We start from the raw sequence: 14,768 nt of genomic DNA, 5'->3' as shown, positions 1-14,768 counted from the left end.
CTACCTCACTGCACAGGGCTTATCTGTGGGAGCTGTCAGTCTTCGAATTCGCGGCGTTCGTTTTCGATGGCTTCGGCCAGTGCTCGGGCTTCGGCTTCTTCTTCGCTCAACTCGGGCTGTTCAAGGGCGGCGACGGCGGCCAGCAATTTTTCGCGAGCGGCTGCCACACCCAAGATGTCTTCCAGAGGTTCAGGTTCGACCGCTGGCGTCGTTTCAACGTTCACCGGCGTTTCGGGCTCGGCCGCCCCATCGCGCAGCAAGTCATCAAAATCGGTCTTGATCCCCTGCTCCATATCGTCCAGCTCCAACAGCAGCGTATGGAAACTGGTCTCGTCCTTGGGCTCTTCCGGCTCGGCGCTGGCATCGGCCAGCTCCTGCAAGCCAGCCGGCACTGGCGCATCGTCGAAATCGAGCACCGGTTCGGCCTCGATCTCCCGCAATTCGGCCAATGGCGGCAGGTCGTCGAGGTTTTTCAGGTTGAAGTGATCGAGAAACACCTTGGTGGTGGCAAACATCGCCGGTTTGCCCGGCACGTCGCGGTAACCGACGATACGGATCCACTCGCGCTCCAGCAGCGTCTTGACGATATGACTGTTGACCGCCACGCCACGTACGTCTTCGATCTCGCCACGGGTGATGGGCTGGCGATAGGCGATCAGCGCCATGGTCTCCAGCATCGCCCGGGAGTAACGCTGCGGGCGCTCTTCCCACAGGCGCCCGACCCACGGCGAAAACTTTTCGCGAATTTGCAGGCGGTAACCCGAGGCCACTTCCCGCAGCTCAAAGGCCCGGCCTTCACAGGATTTGCGCAGGATCTCCAAGGCCTTCTTGAATACCGGAGGCTCCGGGCGCTCAGCCTCTTCAAACAGTTCGAACAGGCGCTCCAGTGATTGCGGCTTGCCCGAGGCCAAGAGGAAGGCTTCCAACAGCGGGGCCAGTTCGCGGGGTTCAGTCAGATTCATCGATTCAGCTCGTTATTCGGCTCGCGCCCGCACGTGGATAGCCGCAAAAGGCTCATTCTGTACCAGCTCGACCAAGGACTCCTTGACCAGCTCGAGGATCGCCATAAAAGTCACCACCACCCCCAGGCGCCCTTCTTCAGCGGTGAACAGCTCGACAAACGGCACAAAACCACCGCCCTTGAGGCGCTCCAGCACATCACTCATGCGTTCGCGAGTGGACAAGGCTTCACGGCTGACCTGGTGGCTTTCAAACATATCGCCACGGCGCAGCACCTCGGCCATGGACATCAGCAATTCTTCCAGGCTCACATCTGGCAACAGTTTGCGCGCCCGGGCTTCCGGCGCATCCAGCTTGGGCACCACCACGTCACGGCCCACGCGGCTCAAGCCGTCAATGCCTTCGGCGGCTGCCTTGAAGCGCTCGTACTCCTGCAGGCGGCGGATCAGTTCGGCGCGCGGGTCGTCCTCTTCGGCCTCGATCGTCTCCGAGCGCGGCAGCAGCATGCGCGACTTGATCTCGGCCAGCATCGCGGCCATCACCAGGTATTCGGCGGCCAGTTCCAGGCGCACCGACTGCATCAACTCGACATAGCCCATGTACTGGCGGGTGATTTCCGCCACCGGGATATCGAGGATATTGATGTTCTGTTTGCGGATCAGGTACAGCAGCAAGTCCAGCGGCCCCTCGAAGGCCTCAAGGAAGACTTCCAGGGCATCCGGCGGGATGTACAAGTCCAGGGGCATTTCCATGACCGCCTGGCCGTAGACCATGGCAAATGGCAGCTCCTGCTGGGCGCCGGCCTGGCTGTCGACGGGTTCCACGGCCGACATTCAGGCCTCGACCATGAACGGCGTGGGGTCGCCGCAACCGACGCGCACCACTTCAGGCTCGCCGTCGGCCAGGTTGATCACAGTAGACGCCTTGTTGCCGCCGTAGCCGCCGTCGATGATCAGGTCTACGTGTTTTTCCAGGAGTTGCCGCATTTCGTAAGGGTCGTACAGCGGCTCGGACTCTCCGGGCATGATCAGCGACACGCTCATCAGTGGCTCACCCAGCTCGGCCAGCAATGCCAGGGCGATGGGATGCTCCGGCACCCGCAGGCCGATGGTGCGCTTCTTCGGGTGCAGCAACAGGCGCGGCACTTCGCGGGTGGCATTGAGGATGAACGTGTAGGGCCCTGGCGTATGGGCCTTGAGCAGGCGGAAAGTGCCCGTATCAACCTTGGCGAACAGACCCAGTTGCGACAAGTCGCTACAGATCAACGCGAAGTTGTGGTTCTTATCCAGGTCGCGCAGGCGTCTTACGCGCTCAACCGCATTCTTGTCGCCGATCTGACAACCAATGGCGTAGGAGGAGTCCGTGGGGTAGATCACCACGCCACCGCCACGGATGATCTCCACGGCCTGCTTGATCAGCCGCGCTTGCGGGTTTTCCGGATGAATCTGGAAAAATTGACTCACGTTTTCTACCTGTTCAGACGGTGGCGGTAATGGGGTCATGCTTGAATCGCCCCCACAGGAGCGGCAAGTCTTCCGGGACCGGGCGGTATTCGCCGATCTCCGACCAGCCGCCTGGGCCATGGAAATCACTGCCGGCGCTGACCAGCAGCCCAAATTCACGGGCAAGAATCGCCAGGCTGCCAACCTGTTCGGCGGGTTGATGCCCATTGACCACTTCGATGGCGTGGCCACCTGCTTGAATATAGTCGCCTATCAGCTTGCGGCGTTTACTGCGGGTGAAATCATAGTGCCAGGGATGCGCCAGGCTGACCCAGGCCCCCGAAGCGCGCAGGGTAGCCACGGTGTCTTCGAGGGTCGGCCAGTGCAACTTCACGTCCCCCAGCTTGCCGGCGCCCAGCCATTTGCGGAACGCTTCGGCGCGATCCTTGACGTAACCTGCGCGCACCATCCAGTCGGCAAAATGCGGACGGGCCGGCGCGTTGCCACTGTCGCCCAGCTCCTGCTGGATGGCACGGGCGCCCTCCAGGGCGTTGGGCATGCCTTTGAGCGCCAGTTTGCGGCTTATTTCTTCGGACCGCAGCCAGCGGCCATCGTGCAAACTGGCAATGGCCGCCACCAATGGCGGGGCGTTGACGTCGAAACCGTAGCCCAGTACATGAATGGTCGCCCCGCCCCAGGTGCAGGACAGTTCGACGCCATTGACCAGATGCATCCCCAGTGCCGTGGCGGCGCTGCGCGCCTCGTCCAGGCCTTCGAGGGTGTCGTGATCGGTCAGCGACAGGACTCGCACGCCTTTTTCAAACGCACGCGCAACCAGTACCGCGGGCGCCAGGGCGCCGTCGGAGGCCGTGCTGTGGCAGTGCAAATCAACATTCACGGGAGTGTGTAACCTCAAGTCAGCTGGCGCTATCGCAACCAAGGATGTTTGTTATTATGCCGCCACATCCAGCTTCTGGCTCTTACTGTGAAACAATTCATCGACTTCATCCCGCTGTTGCTGTTTTTCATCGTCTTCAAAACCGACCCACGGGTCTTGGATATCGGCGGCCATGAGCTGTCGTTCGGCGGCATCTACAGCGCCACCGCGGTGCTGATCATCAGTTCCCTGGTGGTCTACGGCGCGATCTTCATCTCCCAGCGCAAGCTGGAAAAAAGCCAATGGCTGACCCTGATCGCCTGCCTGGTCTTTGGCGGCCTGACCCTGGCCTTCCACAGCGAAACCTTCCTTAAATGGAAAGCCCCGGTGGTCAACTGGCTGTTCGCCCTGGCCTTTATCGGCAGCCACTTCATTGGCGATCGCCTGTTGATCAAGCGGATCATGGGCCATGCCCTGAGCCTGCCGGAGCCGATCTGGACCCGCCTGAACATCGCCTGGATCCTGTTTTTCCTGTTCTGCGGCGCAGCCAACCTGTTCGTGGCCTTTACCTTCCAGAGCTACTGGGTCGACTTCAAGGTGTTCGGCAGCCTGGGCATGACCGTAGTATTCCTGGTTGCCCAGGGCATCTACCTGTCGCGCCACCTGCACGACACCGACTCCACCACGCCAAAAACCGAGGACTGACATGCTCTACGCAATCATTGCCACCGACGTCGCCAACTCCCTGGAAAAGCGCCTGGCTGTGCGCCCGGCCCACGTGGAACGCCTCAAGGCGCTGCAAGCCGAAGGACGCATCGTGCTCGCCGGCCCGCACCCGGCAGTCGACAGCAATGACCCGGGTGAAGCCGGCTTCACCGGCAGCCTGATCGTTGCCGAGTTCGCGTCCCTGGCCGATGCCCAAGCCTGGGCCAAGGCCGACCCGTACGTAGCGGCCGGTGTGTATGCCGATGTTGTGATCAAACCCTTCAAGCAAGTCCTGCCTTGATCCGGGTGGCGCTGAACCTATTGGGTTCGGCAAACGCCTGATCGCTCATTATTCTCGGTAACCTGCCGACAACGTTCTGAATATTCGTGTGGAATCAGGAGTTCCGATGCGCTTAAGTCAGTTGTGTCTGTTGGCAGTGTTAACGATCGGGGCCACGGCCCAGGCTGAAGAAACCTCGAACACCGGCAGTTCTACGCCCCTGTCCTTGAGTGCCGGCAGCCAGATCACCGAGTTGCAGCAGCGCTTGAAAGAAAGCGAACGCCTGCGCGAAGAACTGAGCAAACAATTGCAAACTGCCGATGCCGCCCGCGAGAGTGCGCAATTGAGCCGCTTGCGCCAGGAGAACCAGCGCCTGGCCCAGCAACTCAAGGACGCACAAGGCAGCACCCTGCCCCGCTGGCTCACCGACCAGCAGCAATGGTTCGTGATTGGCGCAGGAGTTGCGCTGGTTGCCCTGCTGTGCGGTATCTTCGCCAGTGGCGGGCATCGGCGCCGTCGACAATGGCTAAATTGAGTGAGTCATGAGCGAGCTGTTACTGATAGATGATGACCAGGAGCTCTGTGAGCTGCTGACCAGTTGGTTGAGCCAGGAAGGTTTCCAGGTGCGCGCTTGCCATGACGGCGTGAGCGCCCGCAAGGCCTTGGCCGACGCCGCGCCGGCGGCCGTGGTGCTGGACGTGATGCTGCCCGACGGCAGCGGCCTGGAGCTGCTCAAGCAATTGCGCGCCGACCACCCGGAACTGCCGGTGCTGATGCTCTCGGCACGGGGCGAGCCCCTGGACCGGATCCTCGGCCTGGAGCTGGGCGCCGATGACTACCTGGCCAAGCCCTGCGACCCCCGCGAACTGACCGCCCGCCTACGGGCGGTGTTGCGCCGCAGCCATCCGACGGCTGTGTCGACCCAACTGGAACTGGGCGACCTGTGCTTCAGCCCGGTGCGCGGCGTGGTGATCATCGACCATCAGGAACTGACCCTCACCCTGTCCGAAAGCCGCCTGCTGGAAGCCTTGCTGCGCCAGCCGGGCGAGCCGCTGGACAAGCAGGAACTGGCGCAGATTGCCCTGGGCCGCAAGCTGACCCTGTATGACCGCAGCCTGGACATGCACGTCAGCAACCTGCGCAAGAAAATCGGCCCGCATGCCGACGGCCGTCCGCGGATCGTCGCCCTGCGCAGCCGTGGCTACTACTACACCCCCTGAAATCCCCTGTAGGAGCCGGCTTGCCGGCTCTTACCTGTTTTGTAAGCCCCCACCCAACCCGTCTTTACCCAAGCTTTACCCTCCCCTGACCGCCGCTGACCTTGATCCTCGTAATCTACTCACATCCGGACTCACCGGAACCGAGACAAGGAGAAACACCATGCGCAAGACCCTTATCGCTCTGATGTTCGCTGCTGCCCTGCCTACCGTTGCCATGGCCATGCCAGAAGGCCCAGGCCCGGTGGGCGGTCCAGAAGGCCATATGATGGGCGGCCCGGGCCACGGCGGTGAACACGGCATGCGCGGCAAAGGCGGCCCTTTCAGCCAACTGGACCTGACCCGCGAACAGCGCCAGCAGATCGGCAAGTTGATGGGCGAGCAACGTGAAGGTCGTCAGCAACTGGTCAAAAAGTACCTGGACAAACTTCCGGCCGCTGAGCAGAAAGCCATGAACGACGAGATGGCCGCCGCCAAGCAGAAAACCCAAGCCGATATCCGCGCCCTGCTCAAGCCTGATCAGCAGAAGAAGTTCGACGAAATGGCGAAGAAACGCGCCGAGCGTCAGGCCGAGTGGCAGCAGTTCCAGGCCTGGAAAGCGCAACAACCGCAAAAAGCGCAATAATGCGTTAGCAATCTCCCAGCCCAGTGGCCCGCGCCGCTGGGCTTTTCCTGTTTGAGGGTTTCCTGTGCGTTCACTCTTCTGGCGCATCCTTGCCAGTTTTTGGCTGGCCATCGCCCTGGTTGCCGGGCTGTCGATCCTGCTTGGGCATATGCTCAACCAGGATGCCTGGATTCTCAGCCGCCACCCTGGCCTCAGTAACCTGGCCGAGGAATGGACCCAGCGCTACGAAACCCAAGGCGAGGATGCGGCCCAGGACTTGTTGCAACAGCGCAAGCGCCAATACCACGTCGATGTGCAAGTGCTCAACGAAAGCGGCGACCCGGTGGTACGTGGCACCTTCCCGCGCCGTGCCGCCGCCTTCGAAGCGCGACAGCATGAGAGCCACGAGGGCCGGCTGCCCTGGCGTCGCCTGACGGCCGAATACACCAGCGAGAAGACCGGCGATACCTACCTGCTGATCTACCGCATCGCCCTGCCGGAGCTGGATGCCTGGCACCGCAGCAGCCTGCTCTGGCCATTGAGCGCCCTGGCGATTGCGCTGGTGGTGCTGACCCTGTTTAGCCTGCTGGTGACCCTGTCGATCACGCGGCCTTTGAGCCGCCTGCGCGGCGCGGTGCATGATCTGGGGCAGACCACGTACCAGCAAAACAGCCTGGCGCGCCTGGCCGACCGGCGCGATGAGTTTGGCGTGCTGGCCACCGACTTCAACCGCATGGGCGCGCGCCTGCAAAGCCTGATCGGCAGCCAGCGGCAACTGCTGCGCGACGTCTCCCATGAGCTGCGCTCGCCCCTGGCCCGCCTGCGGATCGCCCTGGCCCTGGCGGAACGGGCCACCCCCGAGGCACGGGAAAAGCTCTGGCCGCGCCTGACCCTGGAATGTGACCGCCTCGAAGCCCTGATCAGCGAGATCCTGGTGCTGGCGCGAGTCGACGCCGACAACGCCAGCGCCGAAGACATCGACCTCAATAGGCTGCTCGAGACCCTGCAAAAGGACGCCCAGCTCGGCGCCCCGGACCAGGAAGTCCGGCTTCACGCCGACCCGGCGTTAAATCTCAAGGGCTGGCCCCATATGATCGAACGGGCGCTGGACAACCTGTTGCGCAATGCCCAGCGCTTCAACCCGCCCACCCAGCCGATTGAAATGCGCGCCCAGCGTGAGGGCGAACGCATTGTGATCAGCGTGCGCGATCACGGCCCGGGCGTGGATGCCGAGTGCCTGCAAAAACTGGGCGAGCCGTTTTACCGTGCCCCCGGGCAAACCGCCCAAGGTCATGGCCTGGGCCTGGCCATCGCCCGGCGCGCCGCCGAGCGTCACGGCGGCAGCCTGAGCCTGGCCAACCACCCCGAGGGCGGTTTTATCGCCACCCTGGATTTGCCCTTGCAACCGGGGATTGCAGGACACCCCTGAAGATCTTCTATGATGGCCCTTCTGTTAAGGAGGGCCCCTGATGACTGATCTGCTCACATCGATCCAACTTGCACTCGATCTGCCGGCCGCACCGCTGGCGACCACAGAGGCCGGTGCCCTGCCGTCGGCCTTCGCCGTCACCGAGTTGGCCTGCGCCAGCATGGGTGCGGCGGGTCAGGCAGTGGCCCGCCTGCTTGAACAACAGACCGCGCGCTTGCCTATGGTCAGCGTCGACCGGCGCCTGGCCTCGTTCTGGTTCTCCAGCTCCCTGCGCCCGCTGGGCTGGAGCGTTCCGCCATTATGGGACCCGATTGCCGGCGACTATGCCTGCGCCGATGGCTGGATTCGCCTGCACACCAACGCCCCACACCATCGTGCCGCCGCCGAGCGAGTACTCGGACAGGCGGCGCAGCGGACGGCGATGGCCCTCAAGGTCGTCCGGTGGAACGCTGGCGAGCTTGAACAAGCGATAGTCGACGAAGCCGGCTGCGCGGCGCAGATGCGCACCTGGCAGGAGTGGCAGGCCCATCCACAAGGGTTGGCGGTCAATCAGGAACCCCTGATCGCATGGGAGCGCTTCGACGCGCGCGGTAAAAGCCGCTGGCTCGGCAGCGTTGCGCGCCCGCTGGCGGGGGTCAAGGTCCTGGACCTGACCCGCGTCCTGGCCGGCCCCGTGGCCAGTCGTTTTCTTGCAGGCCTGGGTGCCGACGTATTGCGCATCGACGCACCCGACTGGAACGAACCCGGGGTCGTCCCGGAAATGACCCTGGGCAAGCGCTGCGCGCGCCTTGACCTTAAACACGCCAACGACCGGCAACTATTCGAAAACCTGCTCAGGGATGCCGACATTCTGCTTCACGGTTATCGGGCAAATGCGCTGGAACACCTGGGTTACCACGCAACCGCACTGCAGCAGATTGCCCCGGGCCTGATCGACGTCAGCCTTAACGCCTACGGCTGGAGCGGCCCGTGGCGCAATCGCCGGGGCTTCGACAGCCTGGTGCAGATGAGCAGCGGCATCGCCCACGCCGGTATGCAGAGCAAACAGGTGGATCAACCCGCGCCGCTGCCGGTGCAGGCTCTGGACCATGCTACCGGCTACCTGATGGCCGCCAGCGCGATACAGGCCTTGGCCCAACGCTTGAACAGCGGGCACGCAGGTTCGGCACGGCTGTCGCTGGCGCGTACGGCAAAATTGTTGGTTGAGGCGGGACACGGCAAGCAGCCCGCATTGCGTGAAGAACAACCCGCTGATCAGGGGTTGCTGGTGGAACAGACGGCCTGGGGGCCGGCACATCGTTTGCTAGCCCCGGTCACTATTACCGGGACACCGCTGCAATGGGACTTGCCGGCCGGGGAATTGGGCGCGCATCGGGCACAGTGGTGACCTTGGGATTGTCATCGCGGGCAAGCCCGCTCCCACAGTTGATTGTGTACAGCTCAGTCAATGTGGGCTTGCCCGCGATGAAGCCCGCACAATCGCTCACAGGCTCAACACACCACTGTACAACCCATACGCCGCCAGGCTCGCCCCAGCGATCACACAGCTGAAAATACCCTTTTCCAACAAGGTAAACAGCGGCTGGCCCTGCTCGCGCTTGGCCTGGGCAAACAGGATGACGCCCGGCGCATACAGCAGCGCTGACAGCAGCAGGTATTTCAAGCCACCGGCATACAGCAGCCAGACCGCATACCCCAGGGCAATCACGCCCACCAGCAGGTCCTTGAGCCGCTCGCCCTGGGCGCCCTCATAGGTTTCCCCGCGCCCGCACAGCAGCACGGCATAGGCCGCCGACCATAAATACGGCACCAGAATCATCGACGAGGCCAGGTAGATCAGCGTGGTGTAGGTGCTGGCGGAAAACAGCGTGATCACCAGAAACAGCTGGATCATCACATTGGTCAGCCACAACGCATTGACCGGCACACGGTTGGCATTTTCCTTTTTCAGGAAGGCCGGCATGGTCTTGTCATGGGCGGTGGCGTAGAGAATCTCGGCGCACAGTAAGGCCCATGACAGCAACGCCCCCAGCAAAGACACCGCCAGGCCGATGCTGATCAACATCGCGCCCCAGGGGCCCACGATATGTTCCAGCACGCCCGCCAGTGACGGGTTCTGCAAGTTGGCTAACTCGGGCTGGCTCATGATCCCCAGGGACAGCACGTTCACCAGCACCAGCAGGGCCAGCACCCCGACAAACCCGATCACCGTGGCGCGCCCCACGTCGGAGCGTTTTTCGGCGCGCGCCGAGTACACACTGGCGCCTTCGATGCCGATAAACACAAACACGGTGACCAGCATCATGTTGCGCACCTGGTCCATCACCCCGCCGAATTGCGGGTTGCCCAGGCCCCAGATATCCCGGGTAAAAATGTCTGCCTTGAAGGCCACGGCGGCGATCACGATGAACATCAGCAACGGCACGATCTTGGCCACAGTCGTGACCTGATTGATAAACGCCGCCTCCTTGATGCCGCGCATCACCAGAAAATGCACGGCCCACAGCAGCAACGACGCGCAACCGATCGCCACGGGCGTGTTGCCCTGGCCGAACACCGGGAAAAAATAGCCCAGGGTGCTGAACAGCAACACGAAGTAGCCGACGTTGCCCATCCAGGCGCTGATCCAGTAGCCCCAGGCCGACGAGAAGCCCATGTAGTCACCAAAACCGGCCTTGGCGTAGGCATACACACCCGAGTCCAAGTTGGGCTTGCGGTTGGCCAGGGTCTGGAACACAAAGGCCAGGGTCAACATGCCAATGGCGGTGATGCCCCAGCCGATCAGGATCGCCCCCACCTCTGCCCGCGCCGCCATGTTCTGCGGCAACGAGAAGATCCCGCCGCCAATCATCGAGCCCACCACCAACGCCACCAGGGCGCTGAGGCGCAGCTTTTGTGCCGGTTGCGACATAGAAACTCCTGCAGATAAAACCGTCATTGAGCTAACAACTGTGCACTCGGCTAATTTATCGAAAACATGCAACGTTTATTATCTATAGCGAATAACACTGCTCGCCTCATAACTTAATGACATTTCAGTTAGTCGAGTTTAGGCAAATTTAGAATTTAAATACCCCTTGTCTTTTATCCTTGAGAGGTATTTGGCAAAGCCTTTTGAAAAAGTTTGCACATCTGCGAAAACGGGCTAGCTTCAAACATCCACGCCTTACGCATATCGCATTAATCCAAACGGATAAAAGCTCTGGGACGCGCTTATCCGAGTAATTATACGCCCGCAGCATTTATTCATAAGTCTTTAATTCACAATGGAATGTGCCAATGAAGTGATCTGAGTCAGCTGTTTGAATAGCGCACAGTTTTATTCTGTGGTCTCTCTTCTCCTGCATTGGAGTCACGCAATGTCTGAATCTCCCGGAAAACTTCGATTAGGCGCCCTTGTTGCTCTAGTTGTGGGCTCAATGATTGGCGGTGGGATCTTCTCGTTGCCGCAAAACATGGCCGCCAGCGCCGATGTTGGTGCGGTATTGATTGGTTGGGTTATCACCGCCGTAGGTATGTTGACCCTGGCCTTTGTGTTCCAGACCCTGGCCAACCGCAAACCCGACCTGGACGGCGGTGTATACGCCTACGCCAAGGCCGGTTTTGGCGACTACATGGGTTTCTCGTCGGCCTGGGGCTACTGGATCAGTGCCTGGCTGGGCAACGTCGGTTACTTCGTGCTGCTGTTCAGCACCCTCGGTTACTTCTTCCCCATTTTCGGCGAAGGCAATACCCCGGCGGCAGTGATTGGCGCCTCGGTGTTGTTGTGGGCCGTGCATTTCCTGGTGCTGCGCGGCATCAAGGAAGCAGCGTTCATCAACCTGGTCACTACGGTCGCCAAGGTCGTGCCGCTGGTGCTGTTCGTATTGATCGCACTGTTCGCGTTCAAGCTGGACATCTTCACCGCGGATATCTGGGGCGTGAAAAACCCCGACCTGGGCAGTGTGATGAACCAGGTGCGCAACATGATGCTGGTTACCGTCTGGGTATTTATCGGTATCGAAGGCGCGAGCATCTTCTCGTCCCGTGCCGAAAAGCGCTCGGATGTGGGCAAGGCCACCGTCATCGGCTTTATCACCGTGCTGCTGTTCCTGATGCTGGTGAACGTGCTGTCCCTGGGGATCATGACTCAACCGGAACTGGCCAAGCTGCAGAACCCGTCGATGGCGGCCGTGCTCGAGCATGTGGTCGGCCACTGGGGCGCGGTGCTGATCAGCGTCGGCTTGATCATCTCCCTGCTCGGCGCGTTGCTGTCGTGGGTGCTGCTGTGCGCAGAGATCATGTTCGCCGCTGCCAAAGACCACACCATGCCGGAGTTCCTGCGTAAGGAAAACGCCAACCATGTGCCGGTCAACGCCCTGTGGCTGACCAACGCCATGGTGCAGATATTCCTGGTAATCACCCTGTTCTCCGCCAGTACCTACCTGTCGCTGATCTACCTCGCCACCTCGATGATCCTGGTGCCTTACCTGTGGTCGGCGGCCTACGCACTGTTGCTGGCGGTACGCGGCGAGACCTACGAGGCGGCCCTGGCCGAGCGCAAGAAAGACCTGTTCATCGGCGCCATCGCCCTGATCTACGCGGTCTGGCTGTTGTATGCCGGCGGCACCAAATACCTGCTGTTGTCCGCCCTGCTCTATGCCCCTGGCGCGATCCTGTTCGCCAAGGCCAAGCGTGAGCTGGGCAAACCGATTTTCACCAACGTCGAGAAGCTGATTTTCGCCGCAGTGGTCATTGGCGCCCTGGTGGCGGCCTATGGGCTCTACGACGGCTTCCTGACCCTGTAACACCTGAATCTTTTGTTCACTGGAGGATCTGTAATGACCACGGAAAAAGTTAAGTACGGCGTACATTCCGAAGCCGGCAAACTGCGCAAAGTCATGGTGTGTTCCCCAGGTCTGGCCCATCAGCGGCTGACCCCCAACAATTGCGACGAACTGCTCTTCGATGACGTGCTCTGGGTGGCCCAGGCCAAGCGCGACCATTTCGACTTCGTCACCAAGATGCGCGAGCGCGATATCGATGTGCTGGAAATGCACAACCTGCTGACCGAGATTGTCGCCATCCCCGAAGCGCTGGACTGGATCCTGGAGCGCAAGATCACCGCCAACACCGTGGGCCTGGGCCTGGTCGATGAAGTCGGCTCGTGGCTGCGCAGCCTGGAGCCACGCAAGATCGCCGAGTTCCTGATCGGTGGCGTGTCGGCCGATGACCTGCCCAGCAGCTTCGGTGGCAAGACCATCGAGATGTTCCGCGACTTCCTCGGCCACGCCAGCTTCATCCTGCCGCCGCTGCCCAACACTCAGTTCACCCGTGACACCACGTGCTGGATCTACGGTGGCGTGACACTCAACCCCATGTACTGGCCGGCGCGACGTCAGGAAACCCTGCTGACCACCGCCATCTACAAGTTCCACCCCGAGTTCACCAACGCCGACTTCCAGATCTGGTACGGCGACCCTGACCAGGAGCATGGCGCTGCCACCCTGGAAGGCGGCGACGTGATGCCGATTGGCAACGGCGTGGTCTTGATCGGCATGGGCGAGCGTTCGTCCCACCAGGCTATCGGCCAACTGGCGCGCAACCTGTTCAAGAACAAGGCCGTGGAAAAGGTCATCGTTGCCGGCCTGCCGAAATCCCGCGCGGCGATGCACCTGGACACCGTGTTTAGCTTCTGCGACCGCGACCTGGTGACCATCTTCCCGGAAGTGGTGAACCAGATCGTGCCCTTCACCCTGCGTCCAGATGAAAGCAAGCCCCACGGCATTGATATCCAACGGGAGAAAACCAACTTCCTCGATACCGTGGCCGCCGCCCTCGGCCTCAAGGCCCTGCGCGTAGTGGAGACCGGCGGCAACAGCTTCGCCGCCGAACGCGAACAGTGGGACGACGGCAACAACGTGGTGGCCGTGGAACCTGGCGTGGTGATCGGCTACGACCGCAACACCTACACCAACACCCTGCTGCGCAAGGCCGGTGTGGAAGTCATCACCATCAGCGCCGGCGAACTGGGGCGCGGCCGTGGCGGCGGCCACTGCATGACCTGCCCGATCATCCGCGACCCTATCGACTACTAAACGACCATCTCCCCGGCGGCGTCCACCCGATGCCGCACGGGCCGATTACCGAATCCAAGGAGAATCATCATGGCGTTCAACATCCACAACCGTAACCTGCTGAGCCTGGAACACCACACCCCGCGCGAACTGCGCTACCTGCTGGACCTGTCCCGCGACCTCAAGCGCGCCAAGTACACCGGCACCGAGCAGCAGCACCTCAAAGGCAACAACATCGCGCTGATCTTCGAGAAAACCTCGACCCGCACCCGATGTGCCTTCGAAGTGGCGGCCTATGACCAGGGCGCCAACGTCACCTACATCGACCCGAACTCGTCGCAGATCGGCCACAAAGAAAGCATGAAAGACACCGCCCGCGTACTTGGGCGCATGTACGACGCCATCGAATACCGTGGCTTCAAGCAGGAAATCGTCGAAGAACTGGCGAAATTCGCCGGCGTGCCGGTATTCAACGGCCTGACCGACGAGTACCACCCAACCCAGATGATCGCCGACGTGCTGACCATGCGTGAACACGCCGACAAGCCGATCCACGACATCAGCTACGCCTACCTGGGCGACGCCCGCAACAACATGGGCAACTCGCTGCTGCTGGTCGGCGCCAAGCTGGGCATGGACGTGCGCATCTGCGCGCCAAAAGCCCTGTGGCCCCATGACGATCTGGTCGGTCGCTGCAAAAAATACGCAGAAGAAAGCGGTGCACGCATCACCCTCACCGAAGACCCGAAAGCGGCGGTCAAGGGTGTGGACTTCATCCATACCGACGTCTGGGTGTCCATGGGCGAGCCAGTAGAGGCCTGGGCCGAACGTATCGAGCAACTGCTGCCATACCAGGTCAATGCCCAGCTGATGAAAGCCACCGGCAACCCACGCACCAAGTTCATGCACTGCCTGCCGGCGTTCCATAACAGCGATACCAAGATCGGCAAGCAGATTGCCGAGCAGTATCCGCACCTGGCCAACGGCATCGAAGTGACCGACGACGTGTTCGAGTCCCCGGCCTGCATCGCCTTCGAGCAAGCGGAAAACCGCATGCATACCATCAAGGCGATCCTGGTTTCGACGCTAGCGGACCTGTAACCCGGCACCGCTTCCACTGATGCAACACGGTCAATGTGGGAGCGAGCTTTATGTGGGAGCTGGCTTGCCTGCGATGGCATCACCTCAATATGTCTGG

General features: G+C 61.5%; 15 protein-coding genes. 10 read left to right on the top strand and 5 right to left on the bottom strand.

Annotated elements, in window-relative coordinates; genetic code table 11:
* Positions 1 to 35 precede the first annotated feature (35 nt).
* The 4 genes from scpB to HKK57_RS16535 all read right to left on the bottom strand — a co-directional run bounded on the left by scpB (position 36) and on the right by HKK57_RS16535 (position 3,300).
* A complete protein-coding gene (scpB, locus tag HKK57_RS16550; protein WP_029296346.1) occupies positions 36 to 962 on the bottom strand; it encodes an SMC-Scp complex subunit ScpB in 927 nt (308 codons plus the stop codon).
* Positions 963 to 974: 12 nt separating this feature from the next.
* Complete coding sequence (locus tag HKK57_RS16545) at positions 975 to 1,673, bottom strand: segregation and condensation protein A (protein WP_169851199.1); 699 nt, start codon at positions 1,671 to 1,673, stop codon at positions 975 to 977.
* Positions 1,674 to 1,793: 120 nt separating this feature from the next.
* Positions 1,794 to 2,423, bottom strand: a complete 630-nt coding sequence (locus tag HKK57_RS16540; protein WP_169390437.1) for an L-threonylcarbamoyladenylate synthase — start codon at positions 2,421 to 2,423, stop codon at positions 1,794 to 1,796.
* 13 nt (positions 2,424 to 2,436) lie between these two features.
* On the bottom strand, positions 2,437 to 3,300 hold the full coding sequence (locus HKK57_RS16535) for a PHP domain-containing protein (RefSeq protein WP_029296341.1): 864 nt from the start codon (positions 3,298 to 3,300) through the stop codon (positions 2,437 to 2,439).
* A gap of 87 nt (positions 3,301 to 3,387) precedes the next feature.
* Here HKK57_RS16535 and HKK57_RS16530 point away from each other — a divergent pair, with 87 nt between their 5' ends.
* The 7 genes from HKK57_RS16530 to HKK57_RS16500 all read left to right on the top strand — a co-directional run bounded on the left by HKK57_RS16530 (position 3,388) and on the right by HKK57_RS16500 (position 8,901).
* The gene (locus HKK57_RS16530) at positions 3,388 to 3,984 is read left to right on the top strand and encodes a septation protein A (protein WP_029296338.1); all 597 of its coding nucleotides are present in this window, start codon (positions 3,388 to 3,390) and stop codon (positions 3,982 to 3,984) included.
* 1 nt (position 3,985) lies between these two features.
* The gene (locus tag HKK57_RS16525; RefSeq protein ID WP_070995319.1) at positions 3,986 to 4,285 is read left to right on the top strand and encodes a YciI family protein; all 300 of its coding nucleotides are present in this window, start codon (positions 3,986 to 3,988) and stop codon (positions 4,283 to 4,285) included.
* A gap of 106 nt (positions 4,286 to 4,391) precedes the next feature.
* On the top strand, positions 4,392 to 4,799 hold the full coding sequence (locus HKK57_RS16520) for a translation initiation factor 2 (protein ID WP_070995318.1): 408 nt from the start codon (positions 4,392 to 4,394) through the stop codon (positions 4,797 to 4,799).
* Between the two features lie 7 nt (positions 4,800 to 4,806).
* The gene (locus tag HKK57_RS16515) at positions 4,807 to 5,484 is read left to right on the top strand and encodes a response regulator transcription factor (RefSeq protein ID WP_029296332.1); all 678 of its coding nucleotides are present in this window, start codon (positions 4,807 to 4,809) and stop codon (positions 5,482 to 5,484) included.
* Between the two features lie 160 nt (positions 5,485 to 5,644).
* On the top strand, positions 5,645 to 6,106 hold the full coding sequence (locus HKK57_RS16510; RefSeq protein WP_070995317.1) for an LTXXQ domain protein: 462 nt from the start codon (positions 5,645 to 5,647) through the stop codon (positions 6,104 to 6,106).
* A 64-nt stretch (positions 6,107 to 6,170) separates the two neighbouring features.
* A complete protein-coding gene (locus HKK57_RS16505) occupies positions 6,171 to 7,514 on the top strand; it encodes a sensor histidine kinase (RefSeq protein ID WP_029296327.1) in 1,344 nt (447 codons plus the stop codon).
* A gap of 40 nt (positions 7,515 to 7,554) precedes the next feature.
* Positions 7,555 to 8,901 carry a CoA transferase gene (locus HKK57_RS16500; protein WP_169390436.1) on the top strand — a complete coding sequence of 449 codons (1,347 nt, stop codon included), beginning with the start codon at positions 7,555 to 7,557 and terminating at the stop codon, positions 8,899 to 8,901.
* Between the two features lie 96 nt (positions 8,902 to 8,997).
* Here the strand turns inward: HKK57_RS16500 and arcD (HKK57_RS16495) are convergent, their stop codons facing one another.
* Entirely contained in the window at positions 8,998 to 10,425 is a 1,428-nt protein-coding gene (gene arcD / locus HKK57_RS16495) for an arginine-ornithine antiporter (protein WP_029296323.1), read from the bottom strand.
* Positions 10,426 to 10,873: 448 nt separating this feature from the next.
* On the opposite strand from arcD (HKK57_RS16495), the gene arcD (HKK57_RS16490) reads away from it, so the two are divergent.
* The 3 genes from arcD (HKK57_RS16490) to HKK57_RS16480 all read left to right on the top strand — a co-directional run bounded on the left by arcD (HKK57_RS16490) (position 10,874) and on the right by HKK57_RS16480 (position 14,671).
* Positions 10,874 to 12,301, top strand: a complete 1,428-nt coding sequence (arcD, locus tag HKK57_RS16490; protein ID WP_029296320.1) for an arginine-ornithine antiporter — start codon at positions 10,874 to 10,876, stop codon at positions 12,299 to 12,301.
* Positions 12,302 to 12,334: 33 nt separating this feature from the next.
* The gene (arcA, locus tag HKK57_RS16485; RefSeq protein WP_070995314.1) at positions 12,335 to 13,591 is read left to right on the top strand and encodes an arginine deiminase; all 1,257 of its coding nucleotides are present in this window, start codon (positions 12,335 to 12,337) and stop codon (positions 13,589 to 13,591) included.
* 69 nt (positions 13,592 to 13,660) lie between these two features.
* Positions 13,661 to 14,671: an ornithine carbamoyltransferase gene (locus HKK57_RS16480; protein WP_029296316.1), complete on the top strand. Its 1,011-nt coding sequence runs from the start codon at positions 13,661 to 13,663 to the stop codon at positions 14,669 to 14,671.
* The last annotated feature ends 97 nt before the right edge of the window (positions 14,672 to 14,768 follow it).

The sequence above is a fragment of the Pseudomonas sp. ADAK21 genome (assembly GCF_012935735.1).
Taxonomy (GTDB): Bacteria; Pseudomonadota; Gammaproteobacteria; order Pseudomonadales; family Pseudomonadaceae; genus Aquipseudomonas; species Aquipseudomonas proteolytica.
The sequence above is the reverse complement of the archived record's forward strand: the minus strand, read 5'-3'. Positions and strand labels throughout refer to the sequence as shown.

Coding starts and splice junctions, on each gene's coding strand:
- scpB (WP_029296346.1), bottom strand. CDS start 962: ATGAATCTGACTGAACCCCGCGAACTGGCCCCGCTGTTGGAAGCCTTC.
- HKK57_RS16525 (WP_070995319.1), top strand. CDS start 3,986: ATGCTCTACGCAATCATTGCCACCGACGTCGCCAACTCCCTGGAAAAG.
- HKK57_RS16520 (WP_070995318.1), top strand. CDS start 4,392: ATGCGCTTAAGTCAGTTGTGTCTGTTGGCAGTGTTAACGATCGGGGCC.
- HKK57_RS16515 (WP_029296332.1), top strand. CDS start 4,807: ATGAGCGAGCTGTTACTGATAGATGATGACCAGGAGCTCTGTGAGCTG.
- HKK57_RS16510 (WP_070995317.1), top strand. CDS start 5,645: ATGCGCAAGACCCTTATCGCTCTGATGTTCGCTGCTGCCCTGCCTACC.
- HKK57_RS16500 (WP_169390436.1), top strand. CDS start 7,555: ATGACTGATCTGCTCACATCGATCCAACTTGCACTCGATCTGCCGGCC.
- arcD (WP_029296323.1), bottom strand. CDS start 10,425: ATGTCGCAACCGGCACAAAAGCTGCGCCTCAGCGCCCTGGTGGCGTTG.
- arcD (WP_029296320.1), top strand. CDS start 10,874: ATGTCTGAATCTCCCGGAAAACTTCGATTAGGCGCCCTTGTTGCTCTA.
- arcA (WP_070995314.1), top strand. CDS start 12,335: ATGACCACGGAAAAAGTTAAGTACGGCGTACATTCCGAAGCCGGCAAA.
- HKK57_RS16480 (WP_029296316.1), top strand. CDS start 13,661: ATGGCGTTCAACATCCACAACCGTAACCTGCTGAGCCTGGAACACCAC.